This window comes from Shewanella sp. DNRA4 (genome assembly GCF_012843185.1).
Lineage (GTDB): Bacteria > Pseudomonadota > Gammaproteobacteria > Enterobacterales > Shewanellaceae > Shewanella > Shewanella xiamenensis.
Genome location: NZ_JABAIP010000013.1, coordinates 160884 through 182448, shown reverse-complemented (window position 1 = coordinate 182448; position 21565 = coordinate 160884). Strand labels below are relative to the sequence as shown.

21 protein-coding genes are annotated in these 21565 nt (G+C 45.7%); 17 read left to right on the top strand and 4 right to left on the bottom strand.

Features of this window, described 5'->3' with window-relative positions; translation table 11 throughout:
* Positions 1–10 precede the first annotated feature (10 nt).
* The 4 genes from argB to argH all read left to right on the top strand — a co-directional run bounded on the left by argB (position 11) and on the right by argH (position 4455).
* The gene (gene argB / locus HG547_RS15535; protein ID WP_169548320.1) at positions 11–793 is read left to right on the top strand and encodes an acetylglutamate kinase; all 783 of its coding nucleotides are present in this window, start codon (positions 11–13) and stop codon (positions 791–793) included.
* Between the two features lie 12 nt (positions 794–805).
* A complete protein-coding gene (locus HG547_RS15530) occupies positions 806–1711 on the top strand; it encodes an ornithine carbamoyltransferase (protein WP_047536215.1) in 906 nt (301 codons plus the stop codon).
* A gap of 60 nt (positions 1712–1771) precedes the next feature.
* The gene (locus HG547_RS15525; protein ID WP_088586511.1) at positions 1772–2995 is read left to right on the top strand and encodes an argininosuccinate synthase; all 1224 of its coding nucleotides are present in this window, start codon (positions 1772–1774) and stop codon (positions 2993–2995) included.
* Between the two features lie 92 nt (positions 2996–3087).
* The gene (gene argH / locus HG547_RS15520; protein WP_169548319.1) at positions 3088–4455 is read left to right on the top strand and encodes an argininosuccinate lyase; all 1368 of its coding nucleotides are present in this window, start codon (positions 3088–3090) and stop codon (positions 4453–4455) included.
* 75 nt (positions 4456–4530) lie between these two features.
* Here argH and HG547_RS15515 read toward each other — a convergent pair whose 3' ends face one another.
* Complete coding sequence (locus HG547_RS15515) at positions 4531–7050, bottom strand: PBP1A family penicillin-binding protein (protein ID WP_037424150.1); 2520 nt, start codon at positions 7048–7050, stop codon at positions 4531–4533.
* A 189-nt stretch (positions 7051–7239) separates the two neighbouring features.
* Between HG547_RS15515 and HG547_RS15510 the strand changes: the two genes are divergently transcribed.
* From HG547_RS15510 to HG547_RS15470, 9 genes are all read left to right on the top strand, one after another.
* Positions 7240–8319: a pilus assembly protein PilM gene (locus HG547_RS15510; RefSeq protein WP_037424154.1), complete on the top strand. Its 1080-nt coding sequence runs from the start codon at positions 7240–7242 to the stop codon at positions 8317–8319.
* On the top strand, positions 8307–8891 hold the full coding sequence (locus HG547_RS15505) for a PilN domain-containing protein (protein WP_169548318.1): 585 nt from the start codon (positions 8307–8309) through the stop codon (positions 8889–8891). Before HG547_RS15510 ends, HG547_RS15505 begins: the two co-directional genes overlap by 13 nt.
* Complete coding sequence (locus HG547_RS15500) at positions 8888–9511, top strand: type 4a pilus biogenesis protein PilO (protein ID WP_169548317.1); 624 nt, start codon at positions 8888–8890, stop codon at positions 9509–9511. Before HG547_RS15505 ends, HG547_RS15500 begins: the two co-directional genes overlap by 4 nt.
* On the top strand, positions 9511–10026 hold the full coding sequence (locus HG547_RS15495) for a pilus assembly protein PilP (RefSeq protein WP_169548316.1): 516 nt from the start codon (positions 9511–9513) through the stop codon (positions 10024–10026). Before HG547_RS15500 ends, HG547_RS15495 begins: the two co-directional genes overlap by 1 nt.
* A gap of 21 nt (positions 10027–10047) precedes the next feature.
* Positions 10048–12105, top strand: coding sequence for a type IV pilus secretin PilQ family protein (locus HG547_RS15490; protein WP_037425158.1), 2058 nt, complete (start codon positions 10048–10050; stop codon positions 12103–12105).
* Between the two features lie 219 nt (positions 12106–12324).
* Positions 12325–12840, top strand: a complete 516-nt coding sequence (gene aroK / locus HG547_RS15485; protein ID WP_037424170.1) for a shikimate kinase AroK — start codon at positions 12325–12327, stop codon at positions 12838–12840.
* 5 nt (positions 12841–12845) lie between these two features.
* Positions 12846–13925 carry a 3-dehydroquinate synthase gene (gene aroB / locus HG547_RS15480; RefSeq protein WP_169548315.1) on the top strand — a complete coding sequence of 360 codons (1080 nt, stop codon included), beginning with the start codon at positions 12846–12848 and terminating at the stop codon, positions 13923–13925.
* Between the two features lie 18 nt (positions 13926–13943).
* Positions 13944–15347, top strand: coding sequence for an AAA family ATPase (locus HG547_RS15475; RefSeq protein ID WP_169548314.1), 1404 nt, complete (start codon positions 13944–13946; stop codon positions 15345–15347).
* Between the two features lie 48 nt (positions 15348–15395).
* Positions 15396–16235: a Dam family site-specific DNA-(adenine-N6)-methyltransferase gene (locus HG547_RS15470; RefSeq protein ID WP_037424184.1), complete on the top strand. Its 840-nt coding sequence runs from the start codon at positions 15396–15398 to the stop codon at positions 16233–16235.
* A 129-nt stretch (positions 16236–16364) separates the two neighbouring features.
* Here HG547_RS15470 and HG547_RS15465 read toward each other — a convergent pair whose 3' ends face one another.
* Positions 16365–16550 (bottom strand): DUF2970 domain-containing protein, encoded by a 186-nt coding sequence (locus HG547_RS15465; RefSeq protein ID WP_037424187.1) that lies wholly within the window; start codon positions 16548–16550, stop codon positions 16365–16367.
* A complete protein-coding gene (locus tag HG547_RS15460; RefSeq protein WP_037424190.1) occupies positions 16550–16915 on the bottom strand; it encodes a hypothetical protein in 366 nt (121 codons plus the stop codon). The genes HG547_RS15465 and HG547_RS15460 overlap by 1 nt, the downstream gene beginning before the upstream one ends.
* Before the next feature lie 262 nt (positions 16916–17177).
* Here HG547_RS15460 and rpe point away from each other — a divergent pair, with 262 nt between their 5' ends.
* From rpe to trpS, 3 genes are read left to right on the top strand one after another with little or no spacing between them, the layout of a single operon-like run.
* Positions 17178–17855, top strand: a complete 678-nt coding sequence (rpe, locus tag HG547_RS15455) for a ribulose-phosphate 3-epimerase (protein ID WP_169548313.1) — start codon at positions 17178–17180, stop codon at positions 17853–17855.
* Entirely contained in the window at positions 17855–18538 is a 684-nt protein-coding gene (locus HG547_RS15450) for a phosphoglycolate phosphatase (protein WP_169548331.1), read from the top strand. Before rpe ends, HG547_RS15450 begins: the two co-directional genes overlap by 1 nt.
* A gap of 36 nt (positions 18539–18574) precedes the next feature.
* The gene (gene trpS, locus HG547_RS15445) at positions 18575–19573 is read left to right on the top strand and encodes a tryptophan--tRNA ligase (protein WP_011718615.1); all 999 of its coding nucleotides are present in this window, start codon (positions 18575–18577) and stop codon (positions 19571–19573) included.
* Positions 19574–19631: 58 nt separating this feature from the next.
* On the opposite strand, the gene HG547_RS15440 is transcribed toward trpS, so the two are convergent.
* A complete protein-coding gene (locus HG547_RS15440) occupies positions 19632–20504 on the bottom strand; it encodes a LysR substrate-binding domain-containing protein (RefSeq protein ID WP_169548312.1) in 873 nt (290 codons plus the stop codon).
* 119 nt (positions 20505–20623) lie between these two features.
* Here HG547_RS15440 and HG547_RS15435 point away from each other — a divergent pair, with 119 nt between their 5' ends.
* Positions 20624–21547 (top strand): DMT family transporter, encoded by a 924-nt coding sequence (locus tag HG547_RS15435; RefSeq protein ID WP_169548311.1) that lies wholly within the window; start codon positions 20624–20626, stop codon positions 21545–21547.
* Positions 21548–21565: the final 18 nt, after the last annotated feature.

Here is a 21565-nt window from a genome sequence, read left to right as displayed (position 1 = left end):
AGTCGTCAAGATGTCTACCAACAACTCAGTATTAGTTCTTAAAGTCGGCGGCGCCCTGCTGCAGTGTGAAATGGGGATGGCGCGTTTAATGGATACCGCCGCAGCAATGATCGCAAATGGTCAGCAGGTGCTGATGGTGCATGGCGGTGGCTGTTTGGTCGATGAGCAATTATCCGCAAACGGCATGGAAACCGTCAAGTTAGAAGGCCTGCGGGTGACCCCGCCTGAACAAATGCCGATTATTGCTGGGGCATTGGCCGGCACATCAAACAAGATCCTCCAAGGCGCAGCCACAAAGGCTGGGATTGTGAGTGTGGGTATGAGCTTAGCCGATGGCAACACGGTATCGGCCAAGATTAAAGATGAGCGTTTAGGTTTAGTGGGCGAGGTTTCTCCTAAAGACGCCACTTACCTCAAGTTTATTCTGTCCCAAGGTTGGATGCCGATTTGTAGCTCAATTGCCATGATGGACGATGGCCAAATGCTGAACGTGAACGCCGACCAAGCAGCGACGGTATTAGCCAAGCTGGTCGGTGGCAAGTTGGTGCTGCTATCGGATGTGTCTGGCGTGCTCGATGGTAAAGGTCAATTAATCCCTTCATTGAATGGTAAGCAGATTGCCGAGTTGGTTAAGCAAGGCGTGATCGAAAAGGGAATGAAAGTAAAAGTTGAAGCTGCGCTCGAAGTGGCGCAGTGGATGGGGCAGGCGGTTCAAGTGGCCTCATGGCGTGATGCAAGCCAATTAGTCGCATTAGCAAAAGGTGAGGCCGTGGGCACACAAATTCAACCATAAGCGGAGTAGGTTATGAAGCATTTACTATCGATAAAAGAGTTAACCCAGCAGCAGTTGCTGGATCTGATTACCTTAGCCAAGACGATTAAAGCGAATCCCGCAGAATATCGTCATGCACTGGATGGTAAGAGTGTGGTGATGTTATTTGAAAAGCCATCTCTGCGTACTCGTGTTAGCTTCGATATCGGTATTAACAAGCTTGGCGGCCACTGTTTATACCTAGATCAGCAAAATGGTGCCTTAGGTAAGCGGGAGTCGGTCGCTGACTTTGCTTCTAACCTGTCCTGTTGGGCCGATGCTATTGTGGCGAGAACCTTCTCCCACACGACTATCGAACAATTAGCGGAGTTTGGTAGTGTGCCCGTGATTAATGCACTTTCGGATTTATACCATCCTTGCCAAGCTTTAGCCGATTTTTTAACCTTGGCCGAGCATTTTGAAAATATCAGTGATGCTAAGTTAGCGTATGTGGGTGATGGTAATAACGTTACTAACTCATTGATGTATTGCGCGGCCATTCTCGGTGCCACCATGACAGTGATCTGCCCTGCGGGTCACTTTCCTGATGGCTACGTTGTGGCCGAAGTGCAAGAGCTCGCGAGCCGATATGGCGGCAAGGTTGTGCTGACTTCAGATATTGATGCGATTGAAGGTCACGATGCTATCTATACTGATACTTGGATTTCCATGGGAGATCCAACACCGTTAGCGGAAATTAAGGATAAGTTTGCACCTTATCAGGTCAATAAGGCCTTGATGGCGAAAGCGGGTGCTCACTTCTTTATGCACTGTTTACCCGCTCACCGCGGTGTTGAAGTGACCGATGAGGTCATGGATGGCGAAGGCTCCTTGATCCTGCAACAAGCTGAGAATCGGATGCACGCCCAAAATGCAGTACTGGTAACCCTATTTAGTTAATTTAACCCTGTTTAGCAGCCTACTTTCTCCAAGGTGAGAAACGAGTTATAGGAATTTAAGATGTCTATCGAGAACAAAAATACTGGCGTGAAAAAAGTCGTTTTAGCCTATTCGGGTGGTCTAGATACTTCGGCCATTATTCCTTGGTTAAAAGAAACCTACGACAACTGTGAAATCATCGCCTTTTGCGCTGACGTTGGTCAGGGTGAAGAAGAGTTAGTGGGTCTGACTGAAAAGGCATTAGCCTCAGGCGCGTCTGAATGCCATATCGTCGATCTGAAAGAAGAATTCGTTAAAGATTACATCTACCCAACCATGGCAACGGGTGCTATTTACGAAGGGACTTACTTGTTAGGTACTTCAATGGCGCGTCCAATCATCGCGAAGGCGCAGGTTGAAGTAGCACGTAAAGTGGGTGCCGATGCCTTGTGCCACGGTTGTACAGGTAAAGGTAACGACCAAGTGCGTTTTGAAGGTTGCTTTGCGGCATTAGCACCTGATTTAAAAGTGATTGCCCCATGGCGTGAATGGACCATGCAGAGCCGTGAAGATCTATTGGCTTACTTAGCTGAGCGTAATATTAAGACTTCAGCTTCTGCCACTAAGATCTACAGCCGTGATGCTAACGCATTCCACATTTCCCACGAAGGTGGCGAATTGGAAGATCCATGGAACGAGCCAAGCAAAGGTGTGTGGACGCTGACTGCCGATCCGGAAGATGCGCCAAACGAAGCAGAATATGTGTCACTTGAAGTCGAACATGGCCGTGTGACTAAAGTAAACGGTGAAGCATTAACGCCTTATGCTGCACTGATGAAGCTGAACGCCATCGCTGCACCACATGGTGTGGGTCGTATCGATATCACCGAAAACCGTTTAGTGGGCATGAAGTCCCGTGGTTGCTACGAAACCCCAGGCGGCACTGTGATGTTTGCCGCGCTGCGCGCGATTGAAGAGTTAGTGCTTGATAAAACCAGCCGTACTTGGCGCGAGCAAGTGGGTGCCCAAATGGCACACTTAGTGTACGACGGTCGTTGGTTTACACCTCTGTGTAAGTCGCTGTTGGCGGCATCTGAGTCATTAGCCGAGTCTGTTAACGGTGAAGTTGTGGTTAAACTCTACAAAGGTCACGCGATTGCCGTTAAGAAACGTTCACCAAACAGCTTGTACTCTGAAGCGTTTGCGACCTTCGGTGAAGACCAAGTGTACGACCAAAAACACGCAGAAGGCTTTATCCGTCTGTACTCGTTAGCGAGCCGTATCCGCGCGCTCAACGCTAAGTAATAGGCAGACTCAAAGGGCGCCTAGCGCCCTTTTTTATATCTTAAGTTTTAATGGCTTTAACGTATTCAAAGTAGTGACCGAGGGGATTGAGCATGGCTTTATGGGGTGGAAGATTTCAGGGCGAAACCAGCGCGCTATTTAAATTATTCAACGATTCACTGCCGGTGGATTATCGTTTGTTTGAGCAGGATGTAGTCGGCTCTATCGCTTGGGCCGATGCAATTGCTAGCGTCGGCATTATCACTGCCACTGAATGCAGCGACTTGAAGAAAGCGTTGAACGAGCTGCTGGTGGAAGTGAAGGGCGATCCTGCGATTATTCTCGCCTCGGGCGCGGAAGATATTCACAGTTTCGTGGAATCTGCGTTGATCGCCAAAGTCGGCGATCTGGGAAAAAAACTCCATACGGGCCGTAGCCGTAACGACCAAGTCGCGACCGACTTAAAACTCTGGTGCCAATCCGAAGGTGCGGCATTAGTGGCTCGCCTACAAACCTTACGCAGCGAACTTATCGCGCTCGCGGAGCGTGAATTCGACGCTGTAATGCCAGGCTATACTCACTTGCAACGCGCTCAACCTGTGACCTTCGGCCACTGGTGCTTAGCTTATGTCGAGATGATTGAGCGTGATCTTAGCCGCTTAACCGATGCCTTAAAGCGCGCCAATACCTGTCCGCTCGGTTCGGGTGCATTGGCGGGTACAGCCTATCAAATGGATAGACATGCGCTTGCAGCGGCACTGAACTTTGCTTCGCCAACCTTAAACAGTTTGGACAGCGTGTCGGATCGCGACCATGTGGTTGAGCTGTGCGGAGCCGCCTCAATCAGCATGATGCACTTAAGCCGCATGGCCGAAGATTTGATTTTCTTCAATACGGGTGAAGCGGGCTTTATCTCATTGAGTGATGAAGTGACCTCAGGCTCGTCCTTGATGCCACAAAAGAAAAACCCCGATGCGCTGGAGCTAATCCGCGGTAAAACGGGTCGTGTGTATGGCAGTTTAGTGGGTATTCTCACCACGATGAAGGCATTGCCACTGGCCTACAACAAAGACATGCAGGAAGACAAAGAAGGCTTGTTCGACGTGGTCGACAGCTGGGCAATCTGCTTAGATATGGCGGCATTAGTGTTATCTGGCTTAGTCGTTAACCGCCCGAATGCGCTGTTAGCCGCGCAGCAAGGTTATGCCAACGCGACCGAATTGGCGGATTATCTGGTGTCTAAGGGCATGCCGTTCCGTGAAGCGCACCATGTAGTCGGTGTGGCAGTAGTTGCGGCGATCGCTAAGAAGATCCCGTTAGAAGGTTTTACGCTCGCCGAGTTTAAAACCTTTGCCGATATCATCGAAGATGATGTGTATCCCAACCTTACCATCGAAGCCTGTTTGGCAAAACGTGATGTCCTCGGCGGCACAGCGTTGACTCAAGTTAAGCAAGCGATTGCGGCTAAAAAAGCGGGTTAATGGCAAAGTAGGTTAATCTTAGGTGAGCAATAAAAAACGCGACTCAAGGTCGCGTTTTTTTATTGCTATTTACGGCTATTGGAACAAGTCATCCGCTGGCGCATCGATGAAGAGATTATTTTCATCTTGGCTTTCACTGATATATTCCTTCGGTTCAGTGCCCGAGATAAAGTATTCAAAATCACTGGTGTAATCAGTTTTACGAGTGAGCTTGCCTGTTGCAAGGTCGATCCGCACCGAGACGATTCCCTCTGGTGGAATCGCCGTGGTTTCTGGGACGCCTTTAAGCACGTTATTCATAAATTCGTTCCAGCCAGGCCCTGCGGTCTTAGCACCGGCTTCGGTCCCGGTGATCTGATCTTTTTCACCATTAGCGTTCCAAGCGGTTCTACCTAACTGGCGACCATGATCGTCAAATCCCACCCAGAAGGTGCTCGTCAGCGTTGGGCCAAAACCACTGAACCACGTATCACGAGATTCGTTGGTTGTCCCCGTTTTACCTGCAATATCATGGCGTTTAATTAATTGCGCCGCACGCCAAGCAGTACCTTGCCAACCTGTACCTTTACTCCAATCGCCGCCACCCCAGATCACGCTCTTCAGCGCTTCGGTGATCAGGAATGCCGTTTGTTCGGAGATAATTTGCGGTGCGTAACGGCCAGTTTGTTCAAAGCAATGGGCAACTGGCTCATCGGTTTGCGCCGTTGGCTCACTAAAGCCCATTGGGTCGCTACTCGGTTGGGTTAGATTACCACTTGGCTTACAAGCTAAGGTTGGATTGGCTTTTTCAATTACATTACCGAAGGAGTCTTCTACTCGTTCGATATAGAAAGGTTCAACCAAGAAGCCACCATTTGCAAACACGTTGAAAGCAGCTGCGACTTGTAAGGGCGTTACCGAAGGTGAACCCAGTGCTAAGGACTCGTTGCGTGGTAAGTCGTTAGGGTCAAAACCGAACTTAGTTAACTCGGCAATAGCTGCATCTAAACCAATATGGCGCATGGCACGAACAGACATGACGTTGATCGATTGCGCTAAGCCCACACGTAAACGCGTTGGGCCACCATAGATATCGGGCGAGTTTTTCGGCCGCCAGGCAGTACCTTGGCTAATATCGGGTTTATTAATCGGTGCGTTATTAATCAGAGTCGCGAGCGTAAAGCCTTTTTCTAATGCCGCAGCATAGATGAAAGGTTTAATATTCGAACCTAATTGGCGTTTAGCCTGAGTTACCCGGTTGTATTGGCTTTGGCTAAAGCTGTAACCACCTACTAAAGTACGGATAGCGCCATTTTCCGGATCGAGTGACACTGTGGCACTCGCTACTTCGGGGACTTGCGATAATTGTAAGTACTGGCCATTGTCGCGGATCCAAATACGTTCGCCTACTGTCAGCATGTCTGAAGCCGATTTAGGTACCGCACCTTGGCGTTTATCGTTAATAAATTTACGCGCCCATTTCAAGCCATCCCATTTGATGACTTTGGTTTCACCTTTAGCGGTTAATACACTGGCTTGCTGTCCATCAATGCTTAATACCGCGGCAGGTTGTAACTCTTGGACGGGTGTGACTTTAGCCAGTTCAGCTTTGATTTGTGCATTATCAGGCTTAGCGCCTGTCCACAAAACAGCAGCAGGACCGCGGTAGCCATGACGTTCATCATAGGCATAAACATTATTGCGTAATGCTTGCTGCGCTAACAGCTGGAGATCGGATGAAATTGTGGTGTAGACGTTATAGCCATTGGTATAGGCTTCTTCTTCACCATATTTTTGCACCATGTAATCCCGGGCCATTTCAGAAATATAAGGGGCATAGAGATCGATTTCGGCACCATGATATTTGGCTACGAGTGGCTCCTGGAGTGCGGTTTGGTACTCCGTTTTGCTGATATACCCCACTTCATTCATCCGCATCAACACCACGTTGCGACGAGCGAGAGCACGGGAAGGTGAAGTAATGGGGTTAAGCGTTGAGGGGGCCTTTGGCAAGCCAGCAATCATACTCATTTCAGACAGAGTCAGATCTTGGACGTTTTTGCCAAAATACACTTGAGCGGCTGCGCCAACGCCATAGGCTCTTTGGCCTAAATAGATACGGTTAACGTACAGCTCTAAAATCTCATCTTTCGTTAACAACTGCTCGATATGGTAGGAAATAAAAATTTCCTTCACCTTACGAATAATGGTTTTGTCGCGGGTTAGGAAGAAGTTACGTGCCACCTGCATGGTGATAGTACTTGCTCCTTGCTTTTTTTCGCCGGTTGTTAACATGACGATTGCTGCGCGGATTACCCCGACAGGATCGATACCACCATGCTCATAAAAGCGCGCATCTTCGGTGGCAAGGAAGGCTTGTAACAGCGGTTTAGGGACTTCTTCCAGTTTTAAGGGAATACGTCGTTTTTCACCAAACTGAGATATGAGTTTGCCATCACTACTGTAAATGCGCAAAGGTGTTTGTAATTGCACATTTTTTAGTGTCGAAACATCCGGCAGATCCGGCAAAACATAAAAGTATGCTGCAACAATGGCGCCTACGCCCAAAAGGGCTAGACTGAATAGAGCTATAACAATACGTTTTAACCACTTCACCTAAATTGATCCTAATGTTCAGTTAAGTGCGACAGTATATAAGGCGCGAACGTTTGGGTGAAGCAAAAACGTGACGGCCCTAAAATAGCGTTTGTAAAATCTTGAAACATTCTATACAAATACGTATAACGGGTTGATTTTGTGCTAATCTCTCATACTGAAATATAAATAATAAAGTGACAACGGATTATGCTTTCAAATTTATGGAAGCGTCAGGCTCCGCAAATGGTCGGAATTGATATTGGTTCCCATGAAGTAAAGGCCATTTTGCTGAGTAAGACTGCTGATGGATACAAAATATTAAGTCACGTAGCGGTTCCCGTAAAAAAGGGTGCTATTAACGATCATGATATTCGTGATACCGATGCCGTTGTTGAATGCCTCAAACAGGTAAAGCGTGCTTTGCCTAAATCGGTTAAATATGCTGCGGTTGCGGTTTCTGGTTCTGCTGTAATGACTAAGGTCATCTACATGGATGCCTCGCTTAGCGAAGAGGAAATGGAAGCGCAAATTGAGATTGAGGCTGATAACTTAATCCCCTATTCCCTTGATGAAGTCAGCATTGATTTTGAAACCTTAAACGTCAACAGTACCGATCCTTCTAAGGTCGATGTATTACTCAGTGCTTGCCGTACTGACAATATCGATGCCAGAGTTGATGCGCTTGATGAAGTCGAGCTAGAGACTAAAGTCGTTGACGTTGAAGGCTATGCCTTAGGTCGAGCGGTTGAGTTAGTCCTAGGCCAATTACCTGAAGGGGCTCGCCAGAAAGCAGTTGCCATGGTCGATATCGGCGCGAATATGACTACTTTCTGCGTTGTCGAGTCTGGCGAAACTACATTTATCCGTGAACAAGCCTTTGGTGGTGAGTTATTTACTCAGTCGATTCTCTCTTTTTATGGCATGTCTTATGAGCAGGCAGAAAAAGCAAAAATCGAGGGTGATTTACCGCGTAATTATATGTTTGAAGTGTTATCTCCCTTCCAAACGCAATTACTGCAGCAAATTAAGCGAACGCTGCAAATTTATTGTACTTCAAGCGGCAAAGATAAAGTCGACTATCTCGTCTTATGTGGTGGCACATCTAAACTAGAAGGCATGGCTAACTTATTGACCAATGAGTTAGGTGTTCACACCATAATTGCCGACCCTTTCCAAGGATGCCTGCACGCGGATGAATCCGTTAAAAATATACTGCAACCTAGCATTAGCAAATATATGGTTGCTTGTGGCTTAGCCCTGAGGAGCTACGGTCAATGGCGAACATAAACCTGCTTCCTTGGCGTGAAGAAGCGAGAGAAAAGCAGAAACGCGATTATATCGGCATATTGGCTGCGGTATTTTTGGGCTCAGCAATCTTAGTCTATGCTGCACTGGCTTTACTCGAAATGATGACTGATGAGCAGCGAGCAAGAAATGCTTATTTACAGTCAGAAATTCAGCAACTCGATGCTCAAATTGCCGAGATTAAAAAGATCACTGAACGTAAAAAAGATATTGAGCGTCGAACAGAAATTATTTTAAACCTTCAGCAATCCCGTAATTTGCCGACACACGTATTAGACGAGCTAGTGCGTATTGTTCCGCCAGGAATTTATCTATCGAGTCTTGAGAAAAAAGGCAGTTTGTTGCTCATTGAAGGTCGCAGTGAGTCCAATAATAACGTAGCAAATATGATGCGTAAGGTAAAAGCGTCTGATTGGTTAACCGATCCCAATATGCAATCGATCGTTACCCAAGATGATGAGTTAAGACAATTGCAGAGCTTTAGTTTAAGGGTGAGCATCAAAGGAGCCATTGCTGAAGAGCCCGTAAAAACGGCAAAAGGAGCGAGTAAATGAAGCTCGATCTCAATCAGTTTAATGATATCGATTTTGAAAATATCGGAAGTTGGCCAAAACAAGTAAAAGTATTTTTCGCTATTTTGCTGGCTCTTTGCGTATTTGCAGCGGGATATTTTGTGGTGTTGTCTGATGCAATTGATGTGATTAATAATGAACAAAACAAAGAGTTACAGTTAAGAGAAGATTTTCAAAACAAATATCAACTGGCCGCTAATTTAAAGCTCTATCGTGAACAACTTGCCGTAATGGAAGGGCAATTTGCCGAATTGCTGAAAATGTTACCTTCAGAAAACGAGATGCCCGGTTTGCTTGATGACTTAACCTTTGCTGCAACGGATGCTGGTTTACGGATTAAAAGTTTAAATTGGGAAGCTGAAATTCAGCGAGATTTTTATATCGAATTTCCAATTAAGATGTCAGTCACTGGTGATTATCACCAGATTGGCAATATGGTGAGTGGTGTTGCTAAGTTACCTCGTATTGTTAGTTTGCATGATTTTACGATCAAACGTGATGATAGCGGTACTTTAACCATGGACATTCTTGCTAAAACCTATCGCTTTAAAGAAGGGGCAGAGTTACCCCCCGAAAAGCCTGCTAACAAGGGGAAGAAATAATGAAACTCTTACCTCTGTTAGGGATAAGTCTTTTTTTAATCGGGTGTGTTGGCGATCGTAGTGATTTAGAGCTATTTGTTACTACAACTAAAGCACAGCATGTGGCGCATATTCCACCCTTAAAAGAACCGCCTAAGTTTGAGCATTTTGCCTACCAGGCTGAGTTAATGCGTAGTCCCTTTGTTCCGCCTTCTCGCGAATTAACCGAAGAAGTCGTTGATACCAGTAAAAACTGCTTACAACCGGATTTAAAACGTCGTAAGGGCCGTTTAGAAACTTATGCTTTAGACAACCTAAAAATGCGCGGTACGTTAAGTGAAGCTAATGTAACTTGGGCGCTGATTGAAACGAATGATGGCAGTGTATATCGGATGGGCGTGGGTGAGTATCTAGGGTTGTTTAACGGACGTATAGCGAAAGTGACTCCACAGAATGTGGAAGTTGTAGAATTAATTCCAGATGGTACGGGTTGTTGGTCAGAGCGCACAAACAACATCGAACTTTCTGGAAAATAACAAGCGAAGGATGAGGGAACAATGAAATCTTCTGCCGCGATAAAAATCCCGTTATCGTTTTTATCTTCAGGCTTAGTTAAGTCTGTTATTGGGATCGCATTACTATTTGGATTTTTGCCATCGAGCTTTGCGGCAAATCGGCTAATGGATGTGAAATACCATGCTTTAGTCGATCATCAGTTAGAGGTTGAGTTAATATTTGAGGATGCGATTTCGGCTCCACAAATTGATTCAAATGCATCGCCTGCTGAGCTGGTATTGACCTTTGATGATAGTATTTCTGGTCTTTCTAAAGATCGCTTACCGATTAATCAGGTCGGTGTTAAAGATCTAGTGACCTCGCAGCAAGATGCGCGTTTGACGGTGACTTTAGGTTTATCCAAAGTCAAACCTTATCAAGGTAGCGTAGTTGGTAATTCTTATCGCTTAACCATTAATGATGAGGTTGTGAATTCTCAGACAACAGCAAATAGCCCATTTGTAAATAGTATTAAAAATATTGATTTTCGACGTAATGAAAATGGCGGTGGCGATTTATTAGTCTACCTAAATAGCCGCTCTGTTGCGGCCAACGTTGAGCAAATTGGTGCCAAACTTGAAGTTCAGCTTTACAACACTGACATCAACAATGACTTGTTGTATGTGATGGATGTACAGGATTTTTCTACGCCAGTTAAAAATTTTGAAACCTTTAAAGATGACTTAACGACTCGCATCATAGTCGATGTATCGGGTAATTATGAGTTCAATTATAAGCAGGAAGATAACCTCTTTAGGTTGTCGATTAATAAGGTTGAACGTACTGTAGCGACTAAAGATATTAAGAAATATAACGGTAAGACCCTTTCATTAAACTTCCAGAATATTTCTGTTCGTACCGTATTACAGATTATTGCTGACTATAACAATTTTAACTTAGTGACCAGTGATACTGTTGAGGGAGATATTACCCTTAGGCTTGACGATGTACCTTGGGACCAAGCATTGGATTTGATTTTGCAAACCAAAGGACTCGATAAGCGCATTGAAGGTAATATTTTGATGGTGGCGCCGAGTGAAGAACTTGCGATTCGCGAAAGTCAAAATCTCAAAAGTAAACAGGAAGTTAAAGAGCTTGCACCGCTTTATTCTGAGTATCTGCAGATTAACTACGCCAAAGCGACCGACATTGCTGAGCTATTAAAAGGCACTGACTCAAGTTTATTGTCTCCTCGCGGTTCTGTGGCCGTTGATGAGCGCACCAATACGGTACTCGTCAAAGATACCGCTGAAATCATCGAAAATATTCATCGTTTGGTTGAGGTGCTTGATATTCCGATCCGCCAAGTGTTGATTGAATCGCGTATGGTTACCGTAAAGGATGACGTGTCCGAAGATTTGGGTATCCGCTGGGGAGTGACTGATCAGCAGGGTGATAAAGGGACCTCTGGTTCTCTAGAAGGGGCCGGCGATATTGCCAATGGTACAATACCAAGTTTAGATAATCGTTTGAATGTGAACTTGCCTGCGGCCGTCACTAACCCAACTAGCATCGCCTTCCATGTGGCTAAGCTCGCTGACGGTACTATCTTGGATCTAGAGCTCAGTGCACTAGAGCAAGAAAACAAAGGTGAGATTATCGCGAGCCCTCGTATCACGACCTCTAACCAAAAATCGGCGTATATTGAGCAGGGTGTTGAAATTCCCTACGTACAATCCACGTCAAGCGGTGCGACCTCGGTGACCTTTAAAAAGGCGGTGTTGTCACTAAGGGTGACACCACAAATTACACCGGACAATCGTGTGATTCTGGATCTTGAGATTACGCAAGACTCACAGGGCAAAACGGTGGATACGCCGACAGGTCCAGCAGTAGCGATTGATACACAGCGTATTGGTACTCAAGTACTTGTCGATAATGGCGAAACCATTGTATTAGGTGGTATCTACCAGCAGAATTTGATTAGCCGGGTTAGCAAGGTACCTATTTTGGGAGACATTCCCTTGGTCGGTTTCTTATTCCGTAACAGTACCGATAAGAATGAGCGCCAAGAGCTATTGATTTTTGTAACACCTAAAATTGTGAATGAGAAACTCTAACTCTATGTAGTCGTTCGGATAAAGCCAGCACCACTTGCTGGCTTTATTATTTATAAAATACAATTCTTACCATAAATAGCGAGCATCACTTGCCAGACTAGACATTAAACTGAGATAATCCTCGGTCAAGTCTCATAAGAGCAAGGTAACATACAGTAGGTCGGCTTGATCATGAGTCGATATAGGCATACTTTTCATTAAGATTCAGACGTACAAGAAATGGCTGAAAAACGTAATATTTTTCTGGTAGGCCCAATGGGCGCAGGTAAAAGCACAATTGGTCGCCATCTGGCGCAAATGCTGCATTTAGAATTCCACGATTCAGATCAAGAGATTGAGCAACGCACTGGCGCTGATATTGCTTGGGTGTTTGATGTAGAAGGCGAAGAAGGTTTCCGCCGTCGTGAGGCTCAGGTTATTGCTGATCTGTCTGAAAAACAGGGTATTGTCCTTGCCACTGGTGGTGGTTCAGTTCAGAGCAAAGATATCCGTAATCATTTATCTGCTCGCGGTATTGTGGTTTATCTCGAAACCACTATCGACAAACAGGTTGCGCGAACTCAAAGAGACAAGCGTCGCCCATTACTGCAAGTAGATGATCCGCGAGAAGTATTAGAGAGCCTCGCAGAAATCCGTAACCCTCTGTACGAAGAAATTGCTGATGTGATCGTTAAAACTGATGATCAAAGTGCAAAGGTTGTTGCGAATCAAATCGTTGAGAAATTAGGTTTCTAGGCAGAATGACACAACAAATTCAGGTTAATTTAGGTGAACGTAGTTACCCCATTTACATTGGCCAGAGTTTGATGAGTGATAGCGAGACTTTGTCTCGCTATCTGCTGAAAAAACGTATCCTTATCGTCACCAATGAAACTGTCGCGCCCTTGTATCTAAATCAGGTTCAAGACACGATGGCTTCGTTTGGTGAGGTATCTAGTGTCATCCTTCCCGATGGCGAACAATTTAAAGATTTAACGCATTTAGATGCTATTTTTTCGGCTTTACTGCAACGTAATTATGGCCGAGATTCTGTGTTGGTGGCCCTCGGTGGAGGGGTGATTGGTGATATGACGGGGTTTGCCGCGGCATGTTATCAACGTGGTATCGATTTTATTCAAATCCCTACAACGCTTTTATCCCAAGTGGATTCTTCGGTTGGCGGCAAAACGGCGGTCAATCATCCTTTGGGTAAAAATATGATAGGGGCTTTTTATCAGCCACAAATTGTCATGATTGATACTGACTGTTTAAAGACCTTGCCGGCGCGTGAGTTTGCTGCGGGGATAGCGGAAGTTATTAAATATGGCATTATGTGGGATGCTGATTTTTTTCAATGGCTTGAGGATAATGTTCAAGCACTAAAAAGCTTAGACACTCAAGCCTTAGTCTATGTGATTTCCCGCTGCTGCGAAATTAAAGCTGATGTGGTCAGCCAAGATGAAACAGAGCAGGGCGTGCGCGCGCTTTTGAATCTTGGGCATACCTTTGGTCATGCTATTGAAGCTGAGATGGGCTATGGTAACTGGTTGCACGGTGAGGCCGTTGCGGCTGGCACAGTCCTTGCTGCTCAAACCGCTAAGTCTTTAGGATTGGTTGATGAGTCAATTGTCCGTCGTATTGTGCAATTGTTTCAAGCCTTCGATCTTCCTGTAAAAGCGCCGGAATCAATGGATTTCGACAGTTTTATTCAACATATGCGTCGCGATAAGAAAGTGTTAGGCGGTCAGATCCGGCTGGTACTTCCAACGGCCATTGGTCGAGCGGAAGTATTTAGTCAAGTCTCTGAATCTACCCTAGAACAGGTTATCTGCTGCGCATAAACCTTGTGTGGTGGATGAGTGACATTTCAGGGGCAAGTCTTGCTTCCCTCACAGGAAGCCCTCATACAAAGATTGCATCATGTTGCCAGTTATAGCGACCAATTGCTGGTGCTTGTTGGCGGCCAAGGTTCGGGCAAGACAACGCTGCTCACTGCATTAGCTACCGATTTTGATGATTCAAATGCGGCGCTGGTTATTTGTCCCATGCATGCCGATAACGCTGAGATTCGTCGCAAGATTTTAGTGCAGTTGATGTCATCCCCCATTTTTGATGATGAAATTCCCCTAGCCGAAACCATTCTGCGTGTAGCTCAAAATCAAAGTAAACCGTTACATATCATCATCGATGATGCTCATTTGCTCTCAAAAGAGCTATGGGCAGAATGCATCATACTCAATCAAATTCAGTGTGCGGGACAGCGGATAGCTGTGACCTTAACGGTTCCTCCAGCATTTTTAGCCGATTTATTGCCACAATTACCCGATTCTCTCCGGCGGCAGATCCTGCCTATTAGTATTGAACCGCTAAGTTTGCCTGAGCGGGAAGCACTGTATCAAACCTTGCTGAGATACAGTGACCAAAATCCATTTACTCCAAGAGACATTGTTCGCGCACAACTTGAAAAACAAACGGGTACTCCTCAGGAAGTCGTTACCTTGCTGGAACTGGCGCTACATGGCCAGAGTGAGAAGAAGTCAGCTTGGGTACAATATAAGCTAGCGTTGATTGGACTTTGCAGTTTGTTGATTACCATTTTGATTTGGTTTGGATTGGCTCAACCCTTTTCCGATGAGCCCGTGCTTGACGTGGTCACTTATCCCGCATTGGATTCCGACGAGTTTTTAGCCCATGGTCAACGGATATTAACGCCCTATTTTAAACAACGTGAGGAGTCGTTAGCGCAGTCTTTATTATCGCAAGCGGCGCTGCAAGCCGATCCTTTGGCGGGATTTCATGGTGAGACTCCAGCCGAGAATGAGTCCGCCATAACACAACCGATTGATGAAGCTACAAGTAAGGCCGAAAACAATGTTGCGACTGCTAGTAACAATACATCACATGAAGATATCGCTAAGAACGATAACGTTCATCCAGCGAAGAACATCACGGCTGCATCAATAACTAATGTAAAAACTCGGCCAACGTCCGGTTATACCATCCAAATAGCTACAGTCTCCCAGCGTGACACAGTCGAGTCGCTGTTGAAAAAACTGCATTCTGTGCCGGATATTCGAGTCGCTAAATACAAACAATTTTGGGTGGTGCTGGTGGGGCAGTTTAGCGACAGTCAATCGGCGCAACAGGCTGCCGCAGAATTGGTCAAACAATATCGTTTGAGTCAACCCATGATAAAAAAATGGGCTGAGTTAGGTGGTTATCAATTACAAGATGCGCTTCCAAGCGGTGAAATTTCAGAATAAACAGAGTACAATCATGGCCTTTATTTTTGTCGGCATTCATCAAGTTAAATGATCAAAAAACATAGAGCCTTCCTGAAATGGGCTGGCGGAAAATTTAAATTGGTGGATGAGCTCTCGAACTATTTACCCACGGGTGAACGTTTAGTTGAGCCGTTTGTTGGCGCAGGTTCGGTATTTTTAAATACTGACTATCCCAGCTATTTACTCTGCGATATCAATCAAGACCTGATAAATCTCTACAACATAGTCAAAGAAAGGCCCTTGGAGTACATTGCGGCTGCTAAGAAGCTATTTGTCGATGAGATGAATCAGAAGGAAGCCTACTATCGCGTGCGTACAGACTTTAATAAATCTCGCGATCCTTTCCTGCGTTCGGTTTATTTCCTGTACCTCAATCGTCATGGTTTTAATGGCTTGTGCCGTTATAACCGCAAAGGCGGCTTTAATGTACCCTTTGGCTCCTACAAGAAGCCTTATTTCCCCGAAAAGGAAATCTTGGCCTTTTCAAAGAAAGCGCAACGCGCCGAATTTAAGTGCATTGGCTATGAAAAAGCCTTTGAACAAATCCGAATTGGTGATGTGATTTATTGTGATCCACCCTATGCGCCATTATCCTCTACGGCGAGTTTTACTACCTATGTCGGTGCAGGCTTTAGCTTAGATGATCAGGCGTTGCTCGCGCGTTATTCGCGGCATATGGCTCTTGAACAGCGCATTCCTGTTGTGATTAGCAACCATGATATTCCGCTGACGCGAGAACTGTATCGCGGCGCGCATCTCGCTAAGATCCAAGTGCAACGCAACATTAGCCAAAATGGTAGTGGCCGCAATAAAGTTGACGAGTTGATTGCTTTATACGATGAGACTTACGATCCGCAGGATGACTAAAGACTAAAGACTAAAGACTAAAGACTAAAGACTAAAGACTAAAGACTAAAGACTAAAGACTAAAGACTAAAGACTAAAGACTAAAGACTAAAGACTAATTACTGATGACTGAAGGTTTCAGTTACTTATTTAGCTAACGACTTGGCTAACCAGCAAAATAAGGCTGGCAACTAAGGCTATCGCTAACACGATTCCCATCAAAATATACGGTAATGGTGAATTGGTCTGGAAGTCTTTTTGGCGATTTTTATCTGACTGCACCCCAAAGAAGGCGGCTATCGTACTGTGAAAGACTTGCCAGATCCGGCTTAGCATCAATAGGACTGTTGTGAATTGGCTGGTTTCATGTCATCGATAGGTTTATCTTGATGACCATGGAGCAGTTCAAGCAAGTCGACAAAATGGAACTGGCTAGAGCGATTTTTACCTGTTAGCCAGGTCTTCCAACTTAAAGTTTGCGCCTGTTCAGCACAACGGTTATTCGGATGGCTGCTAGGTAAGCTATTGTTGTAACGAGTATCACTACTGCAAGCGCAGGCGGAGGTATCGTTACTTGCGGTCAGTTTTTCGACACCAAAGGCTAAGGAGGCGACTACCACTGCGGTAAATGCCAACATCATCGACGACTTAAAGGTCACCGAGCCTAAAATGTGTGAAAACTGTGTTAACCGCCCTTTCATGATACTTCCCTTGAAATCATTAAATGATCCACGCTAGCTGCCCGAGTATAACAAACTCGCTTAGTTTATGAACAATAATTTATCAATCTTCACTAAAATCTTTCCAACGCTTCAGCTTCTCCTAAGACTTACCGTAGGTTGTGAGTACTGGAATTGAGCTTCTATCTGGCCTCAATCGCGATAAATGTGGCATTTGCTATAGAGGCATGGTCTAGCTAAGGGTAAAATAAGGCACTTTTTGTTCAATAGCAGCGAGTGTCCTATGCGCCCATTTTTAATTGCTCCATCGATTTTATCCGCCGATTTCGCCCGTTTAGGGGATGACGTTAAAGCCGTGTTAGATGCAGGGGCTGACGTAGTGCATTTTGATGTGATGGATAACCACTATGTGCCGAACTTAACCATTGGTCCTATGGTGTGTAAAGCGTTACGCGACTATGGCATTACGGCCGAGATCGACGTGCATTTAATGGTTAAGCCTGTTGATCGTATCGTGCCTGATTTTGCTAAGGTTGGCGCTTCTATTATTACTTTCCATCCCGAAGCCTCTGAGCATATCGATCGTACTTTGCAACTGATTAAAGAGTCCGGTTGTAAGGCAGGTTTAGTGTTTAACCCTGCAACACCGCTGCATTATCTTGACCATGTGATGGATAAGTTAGATGTGATCCTGCTGATGTCGGTCAACCCAGGCTTTGGTGGCCAATCCTTTATTCCTTCGACCTTAGATAAATTACGCCAAGTGCGTGAGCGTATCGATGCGAGCGGTTTTGATATTCGCTTAGAGGTCGATGGTGGCGTAAAAGTGGATAACATTGCCGAAATTGCTGCCGCAGGTGCTGATATGTTTGTCGCTGGGTCGGCTATTTTTAGTCAACCAGACTATAAAGCCGTTGTCGATGAAATGCGTGCCGAGTTAGCAAAAGTTGAGGCCAAATGATGCGGAGACAGATTAAGGCGATTGCCTTTGATCTCGACGGCACACTGATTGACAGTGTGCCCGATCTTGCGGTCGCGACACAGGCGGTACTCGCCGAGTTAGGTTTGGCGACCTGCACTGAAGCTCAGGTGAGAACTTGGGTGGGTAATGGCGCCGAAATGCTTATGCGCCGTGCCATGAGCCACGCTTTAGGCACCGCTGTTGAGCAAACGGTATTGGATGCGGCTATGCCCATCTTTATGCATCACTATCAAGAAAATCTTGAGAAGCACAGCGCACTCTATGCCGATGTGCACCAAGTGCTACAAACCCTGTATGACGCAGGATTTAAGCTAGCAGTGGTGACAAACAAACCCTACCGCTTTACTTTACCGCTGCTTGAGGCCTTTAAGATTAATGACTTCTTTAGCTTAGTGCTTGGCGGCGATTCGTTGGCGAAGATGAAGCCGGATCCATTACCGCTAGAGCATTTATTAGCGCAATGGCAACTTGATAAAAGTGAGTTGTTGATGGTGGGCGATTCTAAAAATGACATTTTAGCGGCGAAAGCAGCAGGTGTTGCATCAATCGGCTTGACCTATGGCTACAACTACGGTGAAGATATTGGGCTCACTGGCCCTGACGCGGTGTGCGAGCAGTTTGCCGAGATCCTTAGCTGGCTAAATGTCGGCCAGGCAGTTTAATCGATTCTTTTTATCTTTATTTGGAGCAATGACGTAATGACCAAACCCATAGTACTCAGCGGTGCACAGCCGTCCGGCGAATTAACCATAGGTAACTACATGGGTGCATTGCGTCAATGGGTTGCCATGCAAGATAGCCACGACTGCCTTTATTGCGTGGTGGACTTGCATGCCATTACCGTGCGCCAAGACCCTCAAGCATTGCGTGAGGCCTGCTTAGATACGCTTGCATTGTATTTAGCCTGCGGCGTCGACCCTAAAAAGAGCACGGTATTTATTCAATCTCAAGTGCCGCAGCACACTCAGCTGGGTTGGGCGTTAAATTGCTATACCCAAATGGGTGAGCTGAGCCGTATGACGCAGTTTAAGGATAAGTCACAAAAGCACGCCAACAATATTAACGTGGGTCTGTTTGGTTATCCGGTGTTGATGGCGGCGGATATTCTGCTGTATCAAGCAAATGAAATCCCGGTTGGTCAAGATCAGAAGCAACATCTTGAGTTAACACGTGATATCGCGACTCGCTTTAACAATGCTTACGGCGAGACGTTTACTATTCCTGAGCCTTTTATCCCTGAGCATGGCGCTAAGGTGATGTCGCTACAGGATCCGCTAAAGAAGATGTCAAAGTCAGACGATAACCGTAACAACGTGATTGGCCTGCTTGAAGATCCTAAAGCGGTCATGAAAAAGCTGAAAAAAGCCATGACCGACAGTGACGAGCCGCCAGTGGTGCGTTTTGATATGGAAAACAAGCCAGGTGTATCCAACCTGCTGAGTTTAATGTCAGGTATCACAGGCCAAAGCATTGCCAGCCTCGAAGCCGAGTTTGAAGGCAAGATGTATGGTCACTTAAAAGGCGCAGCGGGTGAAGCGGTCGTGGGCATGTTAGAGCCACTGCAAGAGCGTTACCGTGCGCTGCGTGCTGACCGTGCTTACCTCGACCAAGTGATGAGAGCGGGCGCTGAAAATGCTCAAGCTCGTGCTGAAGTCACCTTGAAAAAGGTTTATGAGAAGATTGGTTTACTAGTTTAATTTAACGTAAAACCCGTCTAGTTTTGACAAAGCCGACTCCAAATAGAGGTCGGCTTTTTTATGCCTGCGATTTTAACCAAGAAGAAAAAGCTGCAATGGCAGGCTCATTTAGGCGTCGCTGTTTGCACAAAAAACAAAATTCAAAACCCGTATTAACATCGGGTAGATTTACCGCCACCAGTCGTCCAGTACTGATATCACCTGCCACCATAAAGTCGGGGGCGAGGGCGATACCTTGTCCGGCAATCGCCGCCTCAATTGCCATCACTATGTGGCTAAAAATATGTTGTTGCTCGTTGTTCAGGGGGATTTTATGGGCCGATGACCACTTATGCCAATCGAGTCCAAGTGGGCCTTCATCCACAATCAGTAATGCTTGTTGCTGAAAATTGCCCAAGTTAATCTCGCGCCATTTAGGATAAAGGCTAGGGCTACATACGGGGATCAGGCGTTCCTTGTGCAGTAATTGTTGCCAATAACCCCGTTGATTGAGTTTGCCTGCGATAAAGATATCGGCCGTGCTGGTGCTGAGATCGGGGTCTTGAGTGATCATCTCGAGGCGAATTTTAACGCTGGGATATTGGCGCCGAAAATCCGCTAATCTTGGGATCAACCATTTCACCGCAAATGAGCTGTATACCGCCAAACAGAGCTGTTGATTTGGGGTGTCGCGGATTTTGAGATTAAGATCGCTTAACTCATTAAAAATTCTTTCTAACTCAATAAATAAGCTCTGGCCTTTGGGCGTGAGCTGTAGTTTACGTCCCTGACGATCAAAAAGTTGTTCACCAAAGTACTCCTCCAATACACGCACTTGGTGTGAAACCGCGCTTTGGGTAATGCAAAGCTCGGCGGCAGCCTTGGAAAAATGCTGTTGCCTCGCGGCGGTTTCAAATACTTGCAGCGCACGTAAGGGTGGAAGCTTTCTCATGATTTTCAACGTCTAAACGATTTAGTATGAATTTAATTCATCCAGCATGAGAAAGCATCATTTCAGCTTAAGTTTTGCGGGGATTATCATGCCAGCATTGAGATTTACGGATAGTTAAAATGCAGCGCCCTGTTGTTATCGGTTTGATTTTATTGATAGTGGGTAATCTATTTAGTGCTTTTTACGATGTATCGATCAAATGGTTGCCAGAAGATGCTAATGCAGCCACTTTTCTACTCGTGAGACAAATCACTTCAGTACTCATGTTAACCCCGATTTGGTTGTACTCGCAGCGACCGCAGACGGAATATATTTCGGTTCACCTTTGGCGTGCCAACATAGGCTCGGTTGGCGCGCTTTTTTTAATTATTGGATTGATGGCATTGCCTTTAGCCACAGTCAGTTCACTGTTTTATTCTGCCCCCCTGATGATTATTTTGATGGGATACTGGTTTTTAAGGGAGCGGATTACCACAGGGCAGGTGATATGCACACTGTTAGGCTTTGTGGGGATCTTAATTATCCTCAGGCCGAGCGAGATGAACTGGTTTGGATTAGCGGTGTTATTTTCAGCATTTACTTTTGCTATCAATCAGTTGATGCTTAAAAAAGTGCCTAATACTGAGCATCCGGTATTAACCTTAATGCTCTATAACTTGCTGGGGATTCCTGCGACTTTAGTCATTGCGGCCTTTCAGGGGGTGGAGGGACTGAGCTGGGAATTGCTCGCGGTTGCACTACTTAGTAATGCCTTTTTACTGATTTATCATTGGTTCTGTGTACTGGCTTACCGTAAAGCGCAGGCGAGTGATATTGCGATTGCCGAATATACTGGTTTGTTATTTATCGTCTTCTTAGGCTGGTTGCTGTTTGATGAATGGCTGGATAGCTTAAGTTGGCTGGGTGCCGCTTTGATTGTGCTGCCTTCGCTGTTTTTACCTTGGATAGGAGCGTTGCTGGAGAAGTCACCCAAGATGATGGATAACATACAGGTGAAGTCTTTAGGAATTGATACCGCGGTGAAAGGCGAGCCTAAACTTTAAGTGTTTAGGCTCAATCGG